Below are 16075 nucleotides of genomic sequence, written 5' to 3' on the forward strand. Positions count from 1 at the left end.
GACACGGGGGGCGGCTCGGGCCGGGCCGGTCAGGAGACGCCTTCGAGCGTTCCTCCCGAGGTGTCGACCTGCTTGATGGGTCCGGTGAACCAGTGTTTCACCGACACGTGCCAGTAGATGAACAGCAGGATCAACACCCCGCCGACCAACAGCGGTGTGTAGTTGACGAACTTCCACTCGAAGCTCGGGTCCCACGGCATGCCGCCCAGCGACGTCGGGAACATCGCGATGATCGAGGTGATGACGATCTCGACCAACGCGATCGGGGCCAGCCACTTGTGGTGCCCACGCAGATTCCAATGCCCCACCTCGAACGCGTCACCCATCCGCCAACGCAGATAGATCGGCACCGCGAAGCACAGGTACAGGCCGACGACGCCGATCGACACCACCGCGAAGAACGCCACCGGAACCGGTGCGCCGTTGATGTCGACTTCGACCAGGGCGGGCAGGGTGATGACGGCCGCCAGTACGGCGGTGACGATCACGGCATTGGCCGGAACCCGCTTGGCGCTGATCTTCGACCACAGTTGATGTCCGGGGACGGCCCGGTCGCGGCTGAAGGCGAACAGCATGCGCGAGGCGCTGGTCTGGCAGGCGGTGGTGCAGAACAGCTGGCCGGCGGTGGAGATCAACAACACGATGCCCACCCACTGCGAATCCATCGCCTGGGTGAAGATCGTCACCACGGCACCGCCGCCGGCGGACACCTCGTCGGCATCCTGGACGGCGAACAGGAACGCCAGCAGCAGGATCCATCCGCCGATGGCGGAGTAGAAGATCGAGCGCCAGATGCCTTTGGCTGCCGCATCGGCGGCGCTGTGTGTCTCTTCCGACAGGTGCGCCGAGGCGTCGTATCCGGTGATCGTGTACTGCGTCAGGATCGCGGCGATGGGCAGGACGAACAGCACCCAGCCGAGGTTCTTCTCGCCTCCGAAGATCCCGGAGTTGTTGATGGTCTGGGTGAACACGTCCGAGAAGCTGGCGTGCTGCTCGGGCACCAGGAACAGGATGAGGATGACCGCCGCCGCACCTGCCACATGCCACCACACCGAGATGTTGTTGATCACCGCCAGTAGGTGCGACGAGAAGATGTTGATGGTCGCCACGACGGCGAGGATCACGACGAACAAGACGAATGTCCGGGTCAGGCTGTAGCCGGCCAGCCAGCCTTCGCTGAAGGTGCCCAGGGTGAGGTCGAGGAATGTGGCACTGCCGTAGGCGACCGAGGCCAGGATGGCGATCAAACCGATCAGGTTCAGCCAGCCGGTGTAGAAGCCGGCTTTCGGGCCTCCGAGTTTGGCGGCCCACCAGTAGATGCCTCCTGAGGTGGGGTAGGCCGACACCAGCTCGGACATGCACAAGCCGATCATCAGGATGAAGACCGACACGATGGGCCAGCCCCACGCGATGGCGGCGGGCCCGCCGTTGTTCCAGCCCAGGCCGAAAGAGGTGAAGCAGCCGGCCAGGATGGAGATGATCGAGAACGAAATCGCGAAATTCGAGAAACCGGACCAGGACCGTTGCAACTCCTGGGCGTAGCCCAGCTTTGCGAGGTGTTTCTCGTCGTCGGTGAGTTGTTCGTGGCCTTCGGGCACCGTTGCCCTCCTTACGTTGCGGCGAACGTGAGCGCACTCGGCCAGGATGTGACCCGGCTCTCACTGAGTAGGCACAATAGAACGCTATTGGTCTGGTGTCCTACCTTTGGCTGCCACATTTCGGTAAAAGTTCAGGGTGAATTCGGCGGCGGGCGGCGTGCAATGGTTGACTTTCACCGGAATCGGACAAGGGAGTGTGCATGGGCGTGAACACGGGTCTGCTGTCCCAGAGGGAACTGGAGGAACTGGTCGCCGCCGGTGACATCGACACGGTGATCGTCGCGTTCACCGATATGCAGGGCCGGCTGACCGGTAAGCGGATTTCAGCGCGGCTCTTCGTCGACGACGTCGCCGCCCATGGTGCTGAATGCTGCAACTATCTGCTGGCGGTCGACGTCGACAACAACACCGTCGACGGGTACGCCATCTCCAGCTGGGAAACCGGTTACGGCGACATGGTGATGACCCCGGACTTCACCACCCTGCGCCTGGTGCCGTGGCTTCCCGGCTCGGCGCTGGTGATGGCCGACCTGTCCTGGACCGACGGCAAGCCCGTGGTCCAGGCCCCGCGCAGCATCCTGCGCACACAGCTGGACCGGCTCGCCGACCGCAACCTGGACGCAGTGGCCGCCACCGAGCTGGAGTTCATGGTGTTCGACAACACCTACCGGGACGCCTGGAAAGCGGGCTACCGCAATCTGACGCCCGCGACGGACTACAACATCGACTACGCGATGCTGGCCTCCACGCGGATGGAACCCTTGCTGCGTGACATTCGCCTCGGCATGGAGGGTGCGGGACTGTACTGCGAGGGGGTCAAGGGCGAGTGCAATCTCGGGCAGCAGGAGATCGGCTTCCGCTACGCGCAGGCCTTGGTCACCTGTGACAATCACACGATCTACAAGAACGGTGCCAAGGAGATCGCCGACCAGCATGGCAAGAGCCTGACCTTCATGGCGAAATTCGATGAGCGGGAAGGCAACAGCTGCCATATCCACTTGTCGTTCCGGGGGACCGACGGTAGCGCTGTCTTCGCCGATGACAGCCAACCACTGGGCATGTCGTCGATGTTCCGCAGCTTCGTCGCGGGGCAGCTGGCCACGCTGCGTGAGCTGACGCTGTTCTATGCACCGAACATCAACTCCTACAAGCGATTTGTCGACGGCAGCTTCGCACCGACCGCGGTTGCGTGGGGGATCGACAACCGGACCTGTGCACTGCGGGTGGTGGGTCACGGCCACGGGATGCGGATGGAGTGCCGTGCCCCGGGCGGTGATGTCAACCAGTACCTGGCGGTGGCGGCGCTGATCGCCGGCGGGCTGCACGGTATCGACGCCGGCCTGGAACTGGAGGACCCCACCGAGGGCAATGCCTACACCGGTGGCGCACAGCGGCTCCCGACCACCCTGGCCGAAGCGGCGCAGCTGTTCGAGAACTCGACAATCGCCCGCGAGGCGTTCGGCGACGACGTGGTGGAGCACTACCTCAACAACGCCCGGGTGGAGCTGAAGGCCTACAACTCGGCGGTGACGGACTGGGAGCGGGTGCGTGGTTTCGAACGTCTCTGAAACGGCCGGCCAGGGACCCCGGCCGGTCCTGGGCCTGACCACCTATCTGCAGCAGGCCCAGACCGGGGTGTGGGACGTGCTGGCCAGCTTCCTGCCGGGTATCTACCTCGAGGGCGTCACCCGTGCCGGCGGCATCGCCACCTTGCTGCCGCCGCAGCCGGTGGACGAGACCATCGCGTCCCGGGTGCTCGACGGCCTCGACGGGCTGATCATCACCGGGGGCCGCGACGTCGACCCGGCCGCCTACGGCCACGGTGCGCACTCGTCGACCGACCAGCCGGCGCGTGACCGTGACGCCTGGGAATTCGCTTTGCTGCGTGGCGCGTTGGCGCGCAACATGCCGGTGCTCGGCATCTGCCGGGGAGCTCAGGTGCTCAACGTGGCGCTCGGCGGGACGTTGCACCAGCACCTGCCCGATCTGCTCGGGCACACCCGCCACCAGGCCGGCAACGCCGTGTTCACCACCTCGACGGTGCGCACCGTGCCGGGCACCAGAACCGCGGCGCTGATCGGGGAATCGACGGACGCGCAGTGCTACCACCACCAGGCCATCGACCACCTGGGCCGCGGGCTGGTGATCAGCGCGCAGGACAGCGCCGACGGCGTGATCGAGGCCGTGGAACTGGACCCGGCACAGTATCCGCACTCCTGGGTGGTGGCGGTGCAGTGGCACCCCGAAGAGCGCCTCGACGATCTGCGGCTGTTCGCCGGAGTGGTGGGAGCGGCCAATATATATGCGACAGAGAGGGTTTCATGAGTGACTCGACGCTGATCAATCCGGCGACCGAGGAAGTGCTGCGCACCGTCGAACAACTCGACGTGTCCGCCGTCGACGACGCCGTCGCGCGTGCCCAGGTGGCCCAGCGCGCTTGGGCGGCCACCGCACCCGCCGAGAAAGCGGCGGCGCTGCGCGCCTTCGCCGCTGCCGTCGACTCCCATGTCGATGAGTTGGCCGCCCTCGAGGTCGCCAATTCCGGGCATCCCATCGGTGCCGCCGAATGGGAGGCCGGCCACGTTCGCGACGTCCTGCAGTACTACTCGGCCAGCCCGGAACGGTTCTCCGGCAAACAGATTCCCGTCGCTGGGGGTCTGGACGTCACATTTCACGAACCCATCGGTGTGGTCGGCATCATCACCCCGTGGAACTTCCCGATGCCCATCGCGTCGTGGGGATTCGCCCCGGCGCTGGCGGCCGGCAACGCTGTGCTGATCAAGCCCGCCGAATGGACCCCGCTGACCACGATCCGGCTGGGGGAGCTGGCGCTCGAGGCGGGTCTGCCCGAGGGCCTTTTCCAGGTGCTGCCCGGCAAGGGGTCGGTGATCGGTGAGCGGTTCGTCACGCATCCCGGCGTCCGCAAGGTCGTGTTCACCGGCTCCACCGAAGTCGGCACCCAGGTGATGGCCGGCGCCGCCAAGCAGGTCAAGCGGGTCACCCTGGAGCTGGGCGGCAAGAGCGCCAACATCATCTTCGACGACTGTGACCTGGAGAAGGCCGCCGCCACCGCGCCCTACGGTGTTTTCGACAACGCCGGACAGGACTGCTGCGCGCGCAGCCGGATCCTGGTGCAGCGCAATGTGTTCGATCGGTTCATGGAACTGTTCGAACCTGCTGTGCAGGGCGTCGTCGTCGGCGATCCCGGTGCCAGGGACACCGAGATGGGTCCGCTGGTCTCCGAGAAGCACTGGAAGTCGGTGGCCGCCTACGTGCCCGACGACGCGCCGGTCGCGTTCCGGGGCAGCGCACCGTCGGGCCCCGGGTACTGGTTCCCGCCGACGGTGTTGGTGCCGCAACGCACCGACCGCACCGTCACCGAGGAGATCTTCGGCCCGGTGGTGACGGTCCTGCGCTTCGACGACGAGGCCGACGCCATCGCGCTGGCCAACGACAGCGAATACGGCTTGTCCGGCTCGATCTGGACCGACAATCTGTCGCGCGGGCTGCGGGTGTCGCGGGCCGTGGAAGCCGGCAACCTCAGCGTCAACTCGCACTCCTCGGTGCGGTACAACACGCCGTTCGGCGGCTTCAAACAGTCCGGGCTGGGCCGCGAGTTGGGTCCTGACGCCCCAGAGCATTTCACCGAAACCAAGAACGTCTTCATCGCGATCGGAGAGAACTGACATCATGGATCTGACCCAGCGGTTGGCAGGCAAGGTGGCCGTCATCACCGGCGGCGCCAGCGGAATCGGGCTGGCCACCGCCAAGCGGATGAAGGCCGAGGGCGCCACCATCGTCATCGGTGACATCGACCCGGCCACCGGCAAGAGCGTCGCCGACGACCTGAACGGCACCTTCGTCCAGGTGGACGTCTCGGACCAGGCCGCGGTGGATGCGCTCTTCGACACCGCCGCCGAGTCCCACGGCTCGGTGGACATCGCGTTCAACAACGCCGGCATCAGCCCGCCCGAGGACGATCTGATCGAGGTCACCGGCATCGACGCGTGGGACCGCGTACAGGACATCAACCTCAAGTCGGTGTTCTTCTGCTGCAAGGCCGCGCTGCGCCACATGGTGCCGGCGCAGAAGGGGTCGATCGTCAACACCGCGTCGTTCGTGGCGGTGATGGGCTCGGCCACGTCCCAGATCTCCTACACCGCATCCAAGGGTGGGGTGCTGGCGATGTCACGCGAGCTCGGGGTGCAGTACGCGCGCCAAGGCATCCGGGTCAACGCGCTGTGCCCCGGACCGGTCAACACCCCGCTGCTGCAGGAGTTGTTCGCCAAGGATCCCGAGCGCGCGGCCCGGCGGCTGGTGCACGTGCCCGTCGGCCGGTTCGCCGAGCCCGAGGAACTGGCCGCCGCGGTCGCCTTCCTGGCTTCTGATGACGCGTCGTTCATCACCGCGTCGACGTTCCTGGTCGACGGGGGGATCAGCGGCCACTACGTGACCCCGCTGTAGACATGAGCGCCGTCCCGGAGGTGCCGAGCTCAGCAGAGGCCAGCGAGGCCCTGCTGCGCCCGGTGCGGCCCGGGAACGCGTTCGAGGACACCGTCGAACGGCTGTTGCAGACCATCCGCCTCGGGGTGTTGCAGCCGGGGGAGTCGCTGCCGCCGGAACGGGAGCTGGCCGCCCGCCTCGGTGTCAGCCGCGACACGGTCCGGGAGGCCATCAAGTCGTTGGCCGACGCCGGCTACCTGGTGTCGCGGCGCGGCCGCTACGGCGGAACGTTCCTGGCGCAGGAGCTCCCGGTCCATACCGGGGAGCAGCCCCACGCCGGCCGCGACGAGATCGACGACGCGTTGCGGCTGCGGGAGATCCTGGAGTCCGGTGCCGCCAGAATGGCGGCCACGCGCACCTTGACCGCCGCCGAACGCGAGGAGCTGTGGTCGCGGCTGACTGACGTCCGCACCGCGAAACTGGAGGACTACCGGCGGCTGGACTCCCGGCTGCACCTTGCCATCGCGGCCGCCGCGGGATCGCCGTCGCTGGTGCCCCTGGTCGCCGAGAACCGGATGCGGCTCAACGCGATGCTGGACCAGATTCCGCTGCTGGCCCGCAACATCGCGCACTCCGACGAGCAGCACGAAGCCATCGTGATCGCCATCCTGGCGGGTGACGCCGAAGGGGCCGCCGAGGCGATGCGCGCGCATGTCGCCGGGTCAGCGGCGCTCTTACACGGATTCTTGGACTAAATTCGAAGCATGACGACCCCGGGTTCTGCATCGACGGGAGAGACGCCGATGCACCGCGCATCATCGGCGCTCGCCGATGTCGACATCTCGGGCTGGACGTTGCGGTTCGATCTGCTGTCCGACCCGAACCGGCTGGAGATCCTGCTGGCGCTGCATCGGGCGCCGGGAATCTGCGTCGGCGATCTGGCGGCAGCGCTGGGGCGGTCGGAGAACGCCGTATCGCAAGCTTTGCGCGTCCTGCGCCAGCAGGGGTGGGTGGCCTCGACGCGGGTGGGACGCCAGGTGGCCTACCAGTTGGAGGATCACACCGTGCACGACCTGCTGCATTGGATAGGTGCCGCACACGGCTGACCTGCCCGGGCGGACAGGCTTCACCCTGTTCATCTGAACAACTAGACATGTTTTCACGATCGGGCCTAGGCTCGGTGGATGGTCAGCACCCCAGTGGCGATGCACATGAGCGACGGCATCGTCAACGCACCCGTCTCGATGCTGTTCTTGGCGATCGCGGTGGCCGTCATCGGAACCTGCGCCTGGCGAGCCCGCGCAGAACTCGATGAACGCGCCGTACCGTTGGCCGGTCTGGTCGCCGCCTTCATCTTCGCCGTGCAGATGGTCAACTTCCCGATCCTGCCCGGTGTCAGCGGACATCTGCTCGGTGGCGCGCTGGCCGCCATCTTGGTGGGGCCGTACACCGGTGCGCTGTGCATCTCGATCGTTCTGGTGGTGCAGGCCCTGCTGTTCGCCGACGGCGGTGTCACCGCGCTGGGCACCAACATCGTCAACATGGCGGTCATCGGGGTGGCCGCCGGGTACGGCACCGCGGTGCTGCTGCGCCGGCTCACCAGACGGCGCTACGCCGGGTCCGTGCCGGTGCTGGGTGCCATCTCGTTCGTTGCTGCGCTGATAGGAACAGTCTGTGCCGCAATGGGTTTCGTCCTCGAATACGCTCTCGGCGGAGCCGCGCAGACGTCGTTGCCGACGGTGGCGGGCTACATGTTCGGTACGCACCTCCTGATCGGTGTCGGTGAGGGTGTGATCACCGCACTGACGGTCATGGCGGTGGTGCGGGCCCGTCCGGACCTGGTGTACCTGCTGCGCACCAGCAACAGTCGGGAAGAGGTCTCGGTATGACCGCCACCGAGGTGAGGAAACGCAGTTGGGTGTTCTGGGCCGGCTTCGCGGTGGCCACCCTGCTGATCGCCGGGGTGGTGTCCTACTTCGCCAGTGCCAGTCCCGACGGGTTGGATTCGGCGACCCTGCAGGGCTGTGAAGTCGTCGAAACCCCCGACGGTGAGCACCTGACCGGTTCCTGCATCGCCCAAGACGCCGAGGACCACTCGATGGCGGGCTCACCGCTGGCCGACTACGCCGTCGCCGGTGGCGAGAACACCGGCGGTATCGCCGGGGTCATCGGCGTCGTGGTGACCCTGGCCGTCGCCGGCGGTGCGTTCTGGCTCATCGCACGCTCTCGCAAGACGAGGGACTGACGGATGGGTGCCGGCCACGCGCACCCGCTGTACCGGCACGCCGACTCGCCGCTACACCGGCTGCCGGCCGAAGTCAAGGTGGCCGCCCTGGTGGTGTTCGTCCTGGCCGTCGTTGCCACGCCACGCGAGATGTTCTGGCCTTACGCCGGTTTCGCGGCAGTCATTCTCACGGTGTGGGCGGTGGGCAGGATCCCGTTGAGCTGGATCCTGCCGCGCATGCTGATCGAGCTGCCGTTTGTGGTGCTGGCGCTGCTGTTGCCGTTCGCCGAAGGCGGTGAACGAGTGGTGTTCGCGGGTCTGCAGTTGTCGGTGCCCGGGCTGTGGGCCGCGTGGGGAATCGTCATCAAGGGCACCCTCGGCGTGGCGGCATCCCTGACCGTGGCCGCTACCACCACCGCGCGCGAGCTGCCCCTGGGACTGAGCCGGCTCGGGGTGCCCGCCATGATGACCTCGGTGCTGGTGCTGATGATCCGCTACCTCGATCTGCTGTCGGCCGAGATCAGCCGGATGCGGATGGCGCGGATCTCCCGCGGTGACTCACCCCGGGCGCTGCACCAGGCCGGCGCCATCGCCAAGGGGGTGGGCGCGTTGTTCCTGCGATCCTATGAACGAGGTGAACGCGTGTACGTCGCGATGCTGTCACGTGGATTCGACGGCCGGATGCCCGAGTTGGCGGGGGTCGCGGCCGTGCCCCGGGCCAGCGCCGCCCAATGGACTGCGGCACTGCTGCCCGCCGCCGCGGGTGTCGTGGTGGCGGCCGGCGCCTGGGTGGCGCGATGAACGCTCCCGCAGTGCGCGTGGCGGGTCTGACCTACGCCTACCCCGACGGCCACAAAGCACTCGACGGTGTGGACCTGACAGTGGCCGCCGGCGAGCGGATCGCACTGCTGGGTCCCAACGGCGCGGGCAAGACCACGCTGATGCTTCATCTCAACGGTGTCCTCACCGCGTCGGAGGGCACGGTGGAGATCTCGGGAATCACGTTGTCGCGCAAAACGGTCCGTGAGATCCGCCGCCGCGTCGGGCTGGTCTTCCAAGATCCCGACGACCAACTTTTCATGCCCACGCTGGCCCAGGATATCGCATTCGGGCCCGCGAACTTCGGTGTGCAGGGGGAGGAACTGGCGCAGCGGGTGCGTCACGCACTGGAGGCCGTCGACATGACCGAGGCCGCCGACCGCAGTCCCGCGCACCTGTCCGGTGGGCAGCGCCGCCGCGGAGCGCTGGCCGCGGTGCTGGCGTGCGAACCGGAGATCCTGGTGCTCGACGAACCGTCGGCCAATCTCGACCCCGTCGCCCGCCGGGAACTCGCCGAGACCCTGCAGACCCTGGAGGCGACCATGCTGCTGGTCACCCATGACCTCCCGTACGCGGCCCAACTGTGCGACCGGGCCGTCGTCATCGACCACGGCCGGGTGGTCGCCGACGGGGACATCGCTTCAGTGCTCGGAGACGAGGCCCTGCTGGCCGCGCACCGGCTCGAATTGCCGTGGGGATTCGACCTCGATGGCGCGCGGGCGCGCAAGCCCTAGTGTCTCTTGGCCGGCGGCCACGGCGGCTCACCGCACAGCGCCAGTAGCGCGTTCTCGATGACCTCCGGCAGCGCCGGGTGGATCCAGTACTGCCCGCGCGCCATCTCCTGGCCGCCCAAACCGAACGCCATCGCCTGGATCAGCGGCTGGATCAGCGACGACGCCTGATGGCCCATGATGTGCGCGCCGAGGATGGTTCCGGTGTCGGCTTCCACGATGATCTTGGCGATGCCGGTGGTGTCCTCCATGGCCCAGCCGTACGCCACGTCGCCGTAGTCCTGCACCTTGGTGGCGATGTTGTAACCCGCAGCCCTGGCTTCGTTTTCGGTGAGCCCCACCATGGCGATCTGCGGGTCGGTGAACACCGCGGACGGCACGTGCTCATGATTGGCGGCCACCAAAGTGTCGGTGTTGTCCCAGTCGGCCAGCAGATTGTGGCGGACCACCCGGGCCTCGTGGTTGGCGACGTGCTTGAGCTGGTAGGCGGAGCTGACGTCGCCCAGAGCGAAGATGCCGCGAGCGGTGGTGCGCTGATATTCGTCGACCTTGACCAGGCCCTCTTCGTCGACTTCGACGCCGGCCAGCTCCGCAGACAGCAGGTCGCCGTTGGGAATCCGGCCGGTGGCCACCAGGAGCGCGTCGGCCTGGAGCACGGCACCGTCGTCGAGTTCCAGTTCCACCCCGGCGTCGCACGGCCGCGAGCCGGTGACATTGCGCCGGCTGTGGATCTCCCACTTCTTGGAAGCGATATCGGTGAAGCGCTCGCAGATCGTGTCGTCACAGTGGGTCAGCAGCGTGGACCCGCGGATCACCAGCGTCACCCGGGTACCCAGCGACGAGAACACGTGCGCGAATTCGGCTGCCACGAAACCGCCGCCGACGATCACCAGGTGCTCCGGCAGGTCCGAGATCCGCATGATGGTGTCGCTGGTGTAGAACGGCACACCGCAATCGGCGATCGCGTCCGGCACCACCGCGCGCGCCCCGGCCGCGATCACCACCTGATCCGAGGTGAACTCGTCTCCGGCTTCGGTGCGAAGCAGGTAGCGGCCATCCGCTTGGGTGGGGCCGAACCGGGTGTGGCTGTCGAAAACCGTGACGTTGGGGGAGGAGCGTCGGTAGCGCTCCCCGCCGAGCGCGATCGGGTCGATACGGCCGAAGACCCGCGACACGATGTCGTTCCAGCGCACTTTGTCGATCCGTGCGTCGATACCGTACCGGGCTGAATCCCGAATGGTCGCAGCCACTTCCGCGGCGTAGACGAACATCTTCGTCGGAATGCAACCGACGTTGAGGCAGGTTCCACCGAAGGTGCTCTGTTCGCAGATCGCCACCTTCTTGTCGGCATAACGCTCGTCGAGAATGCTGTTTCCCGAGCCGGTGCCGATGATTGTCAGGTCGAAATGGTCCACGTGCTCAATCCTGTCCGGAAGGGGTCGGGGTGTTCTCTGACGCGACCAGGTAGTGATCCAACCAGCGGTCCAGTTCCCGGTAGGAGGCCTCGCGTGGAGCTGAGAGTGACAGGAACACATCGTGTTTGGCGTCCACGATCGGTGCCACCGTGGTGTGGGTGCCGCCCACGCAGCCGGCCCACCGGGCGATCTGGCGCACATCGAGCACGGCGTCCCCGGTCTGGATCGCTGTGCTGTCGGCGGCTCCGCGCGCCTCGGGCACACTGCGGTCAGAGCGCAGGATCAGGTTGGGCACCCCGACATCGAGGCCGCGGTGCAGCCGGGACTGTCCTCGCCGGATGGCGTTGATCCAGCCGAAGGTCACCGGGAACCCGCCCACCGGTTTCCAGGTGAGGTCGTAGTCGAACTCCCCGGAGTAGTTGCGGTGCAGGGATGTTCCGTAACCACCCGGAGTGGGCTTGCGGATGACGTGCAGTTTCCGCAGCCGGGCCAGGCCCATCAGGGCGGCGCCGGTGGGCGGCGTCCGCAGGATCGCGGGGCCGTGCAGGTCGAAGAACGGACTGTTGAGCACCAGGGCGCCCACGCCGAGCGCCTCGGTGAGGCCGCGTCGGCGCAGGCGGTCCAGCCACAGCGTGACGATCAGCCCGCCCGCGGAATGGCCGTACACACACACCGTTGCCGAATCCGTTTCCGCGCGGATGATCTCGAGGGCGTGCTCGAGTTCGTTGTCATAACGTGCCAGGTCGGTGGTGAAGTGGGGGGTCTGTCCCTCCCGCCAGGACCGGCCGCACTTGTGTAGGTCCAGGCCGTAGAAAGTGAACCCCCGCGCGCTGAACCGGTCGGCGAGTTCGGTGTTGAAGAAGTAGTCGGTGTATCCGTGCACGGCCAGCACGGCATGGCGCGCACGGGTGGTCCGCTCGGGCCGTACCAGAGTTGCCACCAGGTCACCTTCGCCGTGCGGATCGGCGCCCAGTTCGATGGTGGTCTTGAGGTAACCGGGGAGCACGTCTGGTTCCCATGCCGTCACGGATTCACCTTAACCACGAGCGACCTGCTCCGGTCAGATCTGTAGGGACGACAGCAGCGCCGTGGTGCGTGCCACCGTGGCCGCGTCACCGTGCGCAGATGCGACGAACTCGGTGACGCCGGCGTCGGCGAACCGGCCCAGTTGCGCGCTCACCTGCTCTTCATCGCCGACGATGCTCACGTCGGCGACGCTGCTGACGCCTTCGGCGTCGAGTACCGCGCGGTAGGCGGGCGCGTCGTTGGCGATCGCGAAGGTGGCGGCCAGCGACTCCCGGGCGGCGCCGGCATCAGAGGTCACCACCACCGGCAGGCCGGCGATCACCTGGGGGGCCGGCCGGCCCGCGGCCGCCGCGGCCTTGGTGATGCGCGGCACGATGGCGGTGCCGAGGGTCTTCGGGCCGGTCCAGGTGGTGACGGTGCCGTCGCTCAGTGCGCCGGCCAGCTCCAGCATCCGAGGACCGAGAGCAGCCAGGACCACCGGCGGTGCCGGTGCCCCCTGCAGGTCGACCTGCCCGACGGCTGTCAGCCGGGACCCGTGGTGGTCCACGGGGTGGCCGGCCAGCGCCGGGTTGAGGATCTCGAGGAACTCCCGCAGATATGCCGCGGGCCGTTCGTAGGAGTAGCCCAGCGCCTCGATCATCGACGGATGGCTGACGCCGAGTCCGAGGGTCAGTCTGCCGCCGACAGCCGCGTTGGCCGTCAGCGCCTGCCGCGCCAGGGTCAGGGGATGCTGGTGGTAGGCGATGGACACACCCGTGGCCAGCTCGATCGTGGTGTTCTGCCGTCCCGCCAGGGCCAGGACCATCAGCGCGTCCCAGGCGGCGACACCGGGTAACGCCGGCAGCTGCGGCAGCCAGACCCGGCTGAACCCGGCCCGCTCGGCGTCGGAGATCGCGGAGAGCACGCCGGTGAGACCGTCGGGAGTGCCCGGGTCGGGCACGGTCATCGCGGTGATACGCATGGTCATCTCCCAGGGTCGGTAGTATTCGGAGGCAGTCTCCGGTCAATATATGGAGAGAGTCTCCGTTTGTCGAGGGGAAGGACCGACATGGCATCCGCGCCACCCGCGCGACCGTTGCGCTCCGACGCCGCCCGCAACCGGCGCCGGGTGATCGAGGCGGCCCACGACGCCTTCCTGCGGGCGGGCGTCACGGCATCCCTGGACGACATCGCCCGCAGTGCCGGCGTCGGACCCGGCACGCTGTACCGGCACTTCCCGACCCGGGACCTGCTGGTTCTCGCGGTGATCGAGAACGGCCTGCGGGAGATCGCGGCGCTGGGGACAGAGCTGGCCGGCAGCGCCGACCCGGTCGCTGCGTTGCGCCGGTGGGTGCAGGCCTACATCTGCCAAGGCGGCATGTTCGAGGGGCTGGCGCGCAGCCTGGTGGCCCCTCCCGAGGACGATGACGACGGTAAGGACGCCTGTCGCGCGGCCCGGGCGGCGGGTGCTGTGCTGCTGGCCCAGGCGGTCGCCGCCGGGGAGTTGCGTGCCGACGCCGATATCGGCGATGTGCTCGACATGGCGGCTGCAATCGCCTGGGTTGGTGAGCAGCCGGACCGCGACGAACACAAGCAACAACGGCTGGTGCAGATCCTCATCGACGGGTTACGGCCGGCCGCTGCGCCCCGCCGGGCGACTGAAATCACCTGACTCGCCGGGTTGAGGTCAACCGCGGCGGGATAACCTGGCACTACAACGTCGTCGATGCGCACGCATCGCTGCGACGGCCGCACGATTGCGAAGGACAGTTGAACTCGTGTCAGACGCCCAGGTAGCCAAGACAGACGTCGTACTCGTCGGCGCCGGCATCATGAGCGCCACGTTGGGCGCGTTGCTGCGGATCGTGGAACCCAACTGGTCCATCACGCTGATCGAACGCCTCGATGGCGCCGCCGCCGAGAGCAGCGACCCGTGGAACAACGCCGGTACCGGGCACTCGGCGCTCTGCGAGCTCAACTACACCCCGGAGAAGTCCGACGGCACCATCGACATCACCAAGGCCGTCCACGTCAACGAACAGTTCCAGGTGTCGCGGCAATTCTGGGCGCACGCCATCGAGACCGGCATCCTGACCGACGCCCGCAGCTTCATCAACGCGGTACCTCACGTCAGCTTCGTCCATGGGTCCAGTCGCGTCGAGTACCTGCGTAAGCGGCGCGACGCACTGGCGTCCAACCCGCTGTTCGCCACCACCGAGTTCATCAACGACCCGGACGAGTTCGCCCGCCGGCTGCCGTTTATGGCCGCCAAGCGCAACTTCTCCGAGCCGGTGGCGCTGAACTGGACCACCGACGGCACCGATATCGACTTCGGTTCACTGGCAAAGCAACTCATCGGGTACGGGGTTCGCAGCGGCACCACCGCCCTGTTCGGTCATGAGGTGCGCGACCTGTCCAAGCAGTCCGACGGCAGCTGGAACGTCAAGGTCACCAACCGGCGCACGGGTGCCAAGCGCACCATCAACACCAAGTTCATCTTCGTCGGAGCCGGCGGCGACGCGCTGCCGCTGCTGCAGAAGTCGGGCATCAGCGAGGCCAAGGGGTACGGCGGTTTCCCGGTCGGCGGGCAGTTCCTGCGTACCTCCAATCCGGTTGTGGCCGCAGGCCACCGCGCCAAGGTGTACGGCTTTCCGCCGCTGGGCGCTCCGCCGATGTCCGCCCCGCACCTGGACACCCGGATCATCAACGGCAAGCCGTGGCTGTTGTTCGGCCCGTTCGCCGGCTGGTCGCCGAAGTTCCTGAAGCAGGGCAAGGTCACCGATCTGCCACTGTCGGTCAAGCCGCACAACCTGGCCTCGATGCTCGGGGTGGGTCTGTCGCAGATGAGCCTGGTCAACTACCTCATCAAACAGCTCAGGCTCTCCGAAGCCGACCGGGTGGACGCTCTGCGTGAATTCGCCCCCAGCGCAGTCGATTCCGATTGGGAGCTGTCGGTGGCGGGTCAGCGTGTGCAGGTCATCAAGCCCAAGCAGGGCGGAAAGGGACCCGCTGGCACGCTGGAGTTCGGTACCACCGTGCTGGCCGCCTCCGACGGCAGCATCGCCGGTCTGCTGGGCGCCTCACCCGGTGCGTCCACCGCGGTGCCCGCGATGCTGGACGTGCTGGAGCGCTGCTTCGGCCAGCGCTATCAGGCGTGGCAGCCCAGGCTCAAAGAGATGATCCCGTCGCTGGGTGTCGAGCTCTCCAACGAGCCGGAGCTGTTCGCCGAAGTCTGGGCGCGGGGCACCAAGATCCTCGGTCTGGAGGCCGGTGGCGACACGGCTGCGGCCGCGCTCAAAGCGGGGTCCGACCACTCGGTGTCGGCCTCGGACACCGATGATCCCGAACCGGCAGGAGTGGTGTGACGGTTGCGTTGCGCCGCAAGTGGGCGCAGGACCTCAGCGCGGCCACCCTGTATGAGCTGCTGAAGCTACGCGTCGAGGTGTTCGTCGTCGAACAGGCCTGCGCCTACCCGGAATTGGACGGCCGGGACCTGCTGCCCGAAACCCGCCACTTCTGGCTCGAGGCCCCCGAGGGCGAAGTCATCAGCACGCTGCGCCTGATGGAGGAGCACGCCGGGGGTGGCAAGTCCTTCCGCATCGGTCGGGTGTGCACCAAACAGTCCGCACGCGGTCAGGGGCACACCACCCGGCTGCTGCAGGCTGCTCTCGCCGAAGTGGGTGACTACAGCTGCCGGATCGACGCGCAGACCTATCTGCTGGAGATGTACACCGCCCACGGGTTCGTCCGCGACGGTGACGAGTACCTCGATGACGGGATCCCGCACGTGCCGATGCTCCGGCCGGGAAGCCGCACCGAGGATCAGGCGTGATCATCCGC

General features: G+C 67.4%; 17 protein-coding genes. 13 read left to right on the top strand and 4 right to left on the bottom strand.

Annotation, left to right across the window (positions count from 1 at the left end):
• Positions 1-29: 29 nt before the first annotated feature.
• The gene (locus NL241_RS13780) at positions 30-1598 is read right to left on the bottom strand and encodes an amino acid permease (RefSeq protein ID WP_494397825.1); all 1569 of its coding nucleotides are present in this window, start codon (positions 1596-1598) and stop codon (positions 30-32) included.
• A gap of 200 nt (positions 1599-1798) precedes the next feature.
• Between NL241_RS13780 and NL241_RS13785 the strand changes: the two genes are divergently transcribed.
• The 10 genes from NL241_RS13785 (at position 1799) to NL241_RS13830 (ending at position 9818) form a co-directional block, all read left to right on the top strand.
• Complete coding sequence (locus NL241_RS13785) at positions 1799-3166, top strand: glutamine synthetase family protein (protein WP_487689299.1); 1368 nt, start codon at positions 1799-1801, stop codon at positions 3164-3166.
• Complete coding sequence (locus NL241_RS13790) at positions 3147-3923, top strand: gamma-glutamyl-gamma-aminobutyrate hydrolase family protein (protein WP_494397826.1); 777 nt, start codon at positions 3147-3149, stop codon at positions 3921-3923. Before NL241_RS13785 ends, NL241_RS13790 begins: the two co-directional genes overlap by 20 nt.
• Positions 3920-5284 carry an aldehyde dehydrogenase family protein gene (locus NL241_RS13795; RefSeq protein ID WP_494397827.1) on the top strand — a complete coding sequence of 455 codons (1365 nt, stop codon included), beginning with the start codon at positions 3920-3922 and terminating at the stop codon, positions 5282-5284. The genes NL241_RS13790 and NL241_RS13795 overlap by 4 nt, the downstream gene beginning before the upstream one ends.
• 1 nt (position 5285) lies before the next feature.
• Positions 5286-6062 (top strand): 3-oxoacyl-ACP reductase, encoded by a 777-nt coding sequence (locus NL241_RS13800; RefSeq protein ID WP_487689408.1) that lies wholly within the window; start codon positions 5286-5288, stop codon positions 6060-6062.
• A 2-nt stretch (positions 6063-6064) separates the two neighbouring features.
• Positions 6065-6796 (top strand): FadR/GntR family transcriptional regulator, encoded by a 732-nt coding sequence (locus NL241_RS13805; RefSeq protein WP_487689304.1) that lies wholly within the window; start codon positions 6065-6067, stop codon positions 6794-6796.
• Positions 6797-6805: 9 nt separating this feature from the next.
• A complete protein-coding gene (locus NL241_RS13810; protein WP_487689306.1) occupies positions 6806-7147 on the top strand; it encodes an ArsR/SmtB family transcription factor in 342 nt (113 codons plus the stop codon).
• A 78-nt stretch (positions 7148-7225) separates the two neighbouring features.
• A complete protein-coding gene (locus NL241_RS13815; RefSeq protein ID WP_494397828.1) occupies positions 7226-7930 on the top strand; it encodes an energy-coupling factor ABC transporter permease in 705 nt (234 codons plus the stop codon).
• Complete coding sequence (locus tag NL241_RS13820) at positions 7927-8286, top strand: PDGLE domain-containing protein (RefSeq protein ID WP_487689310.1); 360 nt, start codon at positions 7927-7929, stop codon at positions 8284-8286. The genes NL241_RS13815 and NL241_RS13820 overlap by 4 nt, the downstream gene beginning before the upstream one ends.
• Before the next feature lie 3 nt (positions 8287-8289).
• Entirely contained in the window at positions 8290-9066 is a 777-nt protein-coding gene (gene cbiQ / locus NL241_RS13825; protein ID WP_494397829.1) for a cobalt ECF transporter T component CbiQ, read from the top strand.
• Complete coding sequence (locus NL241_RS13830) at positions 9063-9818, top strand: energy-coupling factor ABC transporter ATP-binding protein (protein WP_494397830.1); 756 nt, start codon at positions 9063-9065, stop codon at positions 9816-9818. Before cbiQ ends, NL241_RS13830 begins: the two co-directional genes overlap by 4 nt.
• Here the strand turns inward: NL241_RS13830 and mtr are convergent.
• The 3 genes from mtr to NL241_RS13845 are packed head-to-tail and all read right to left on the bottom strand — an operon-like array spanning position 9815 to position 13217.
• On the bottom strand, positions 9815-11230 hold the full coding sequence (gene mtr / locus NL241_RS13835; protein ID WP_487689315.1) for a mycothione reductase: 1416 nt from the start codon (positions 11228-11230) through the stop codon (positions 9815-9817). The genes NL241_RS13830 and mtr overlap by 4 nt on opposite strands.
• A gap of 4 nt (positions 11231-11234) precedes the next feature.
• Entirely contained in the window at positions 11235-12257 is a 1023-nt protein-coding gene (locus NL241_RS13840; RefSeq protein WP_494397831.1) for an alpha/beta hydrolase, read from the bottom strand.
• Positions 12258-12290: 33 nt separating this feature from the next.
• Positions 12291-13217 (bottom strand): TIGR03564 family F420-dependent LLM class oxidoreductase, encoded by a 927-nt coding sequence (locus tag NL241_RS13845; protein ID WP_487689319.1) that lies wholly within the window; start codon positions 13215-13217, stop codon positions 12291-12293.
• 87 nt (positions 13218-13304) lie between these two features.
• Here NL241_RS13845 and NL241_RS13850 point away from each other — a divergent pair, with 87 nt between their 5' ends.
• The 3 genes from NL241_RS13850 (at position 13305) to NL241_RS13860 (ending at position 16067) form a co-directional block, all read left to right on the top strand.
• A complete protein-coding gene (locus NL241_RS13850; protein ID WP_494397832.1) occupies positions 13305-13907 on the top strand; it encodes a TetR/AcrR family transcriptional regulator in 603 nt (200 codons plus the stop codon).
• A gap of 106 nt (positions 13908-14013) precedes the next feature.
• Complete coding sequence (gene mqo / locus NL241_RS13855) at positions 14014-15600, top strand: malate dehydrogenase (quinone) (protein WP_487689323.1); 1587 nt, start codon at positions 14014-14016, stop codon at positions 15598-15600.
• Positions 15597-16067, top strand: coding sequence for a GNAT family N-acetyltransferase (locus tag NL241_RS13860; protein ID WP_487689325.1), 471 nt, complete (start codon positions 15597-15599; stop codon positions 16065-16067). Before mqo ends, NL241_RS13860 begins: the two co-directional genes overlap by 4 nt.
• The last annotated feature ends 8 nt before the right edge of the window (positions 16068-16075 follow it).

This window comes from Mycolicibacterium sp. SMGY-1XX (genome assembly GCF_059132455.1).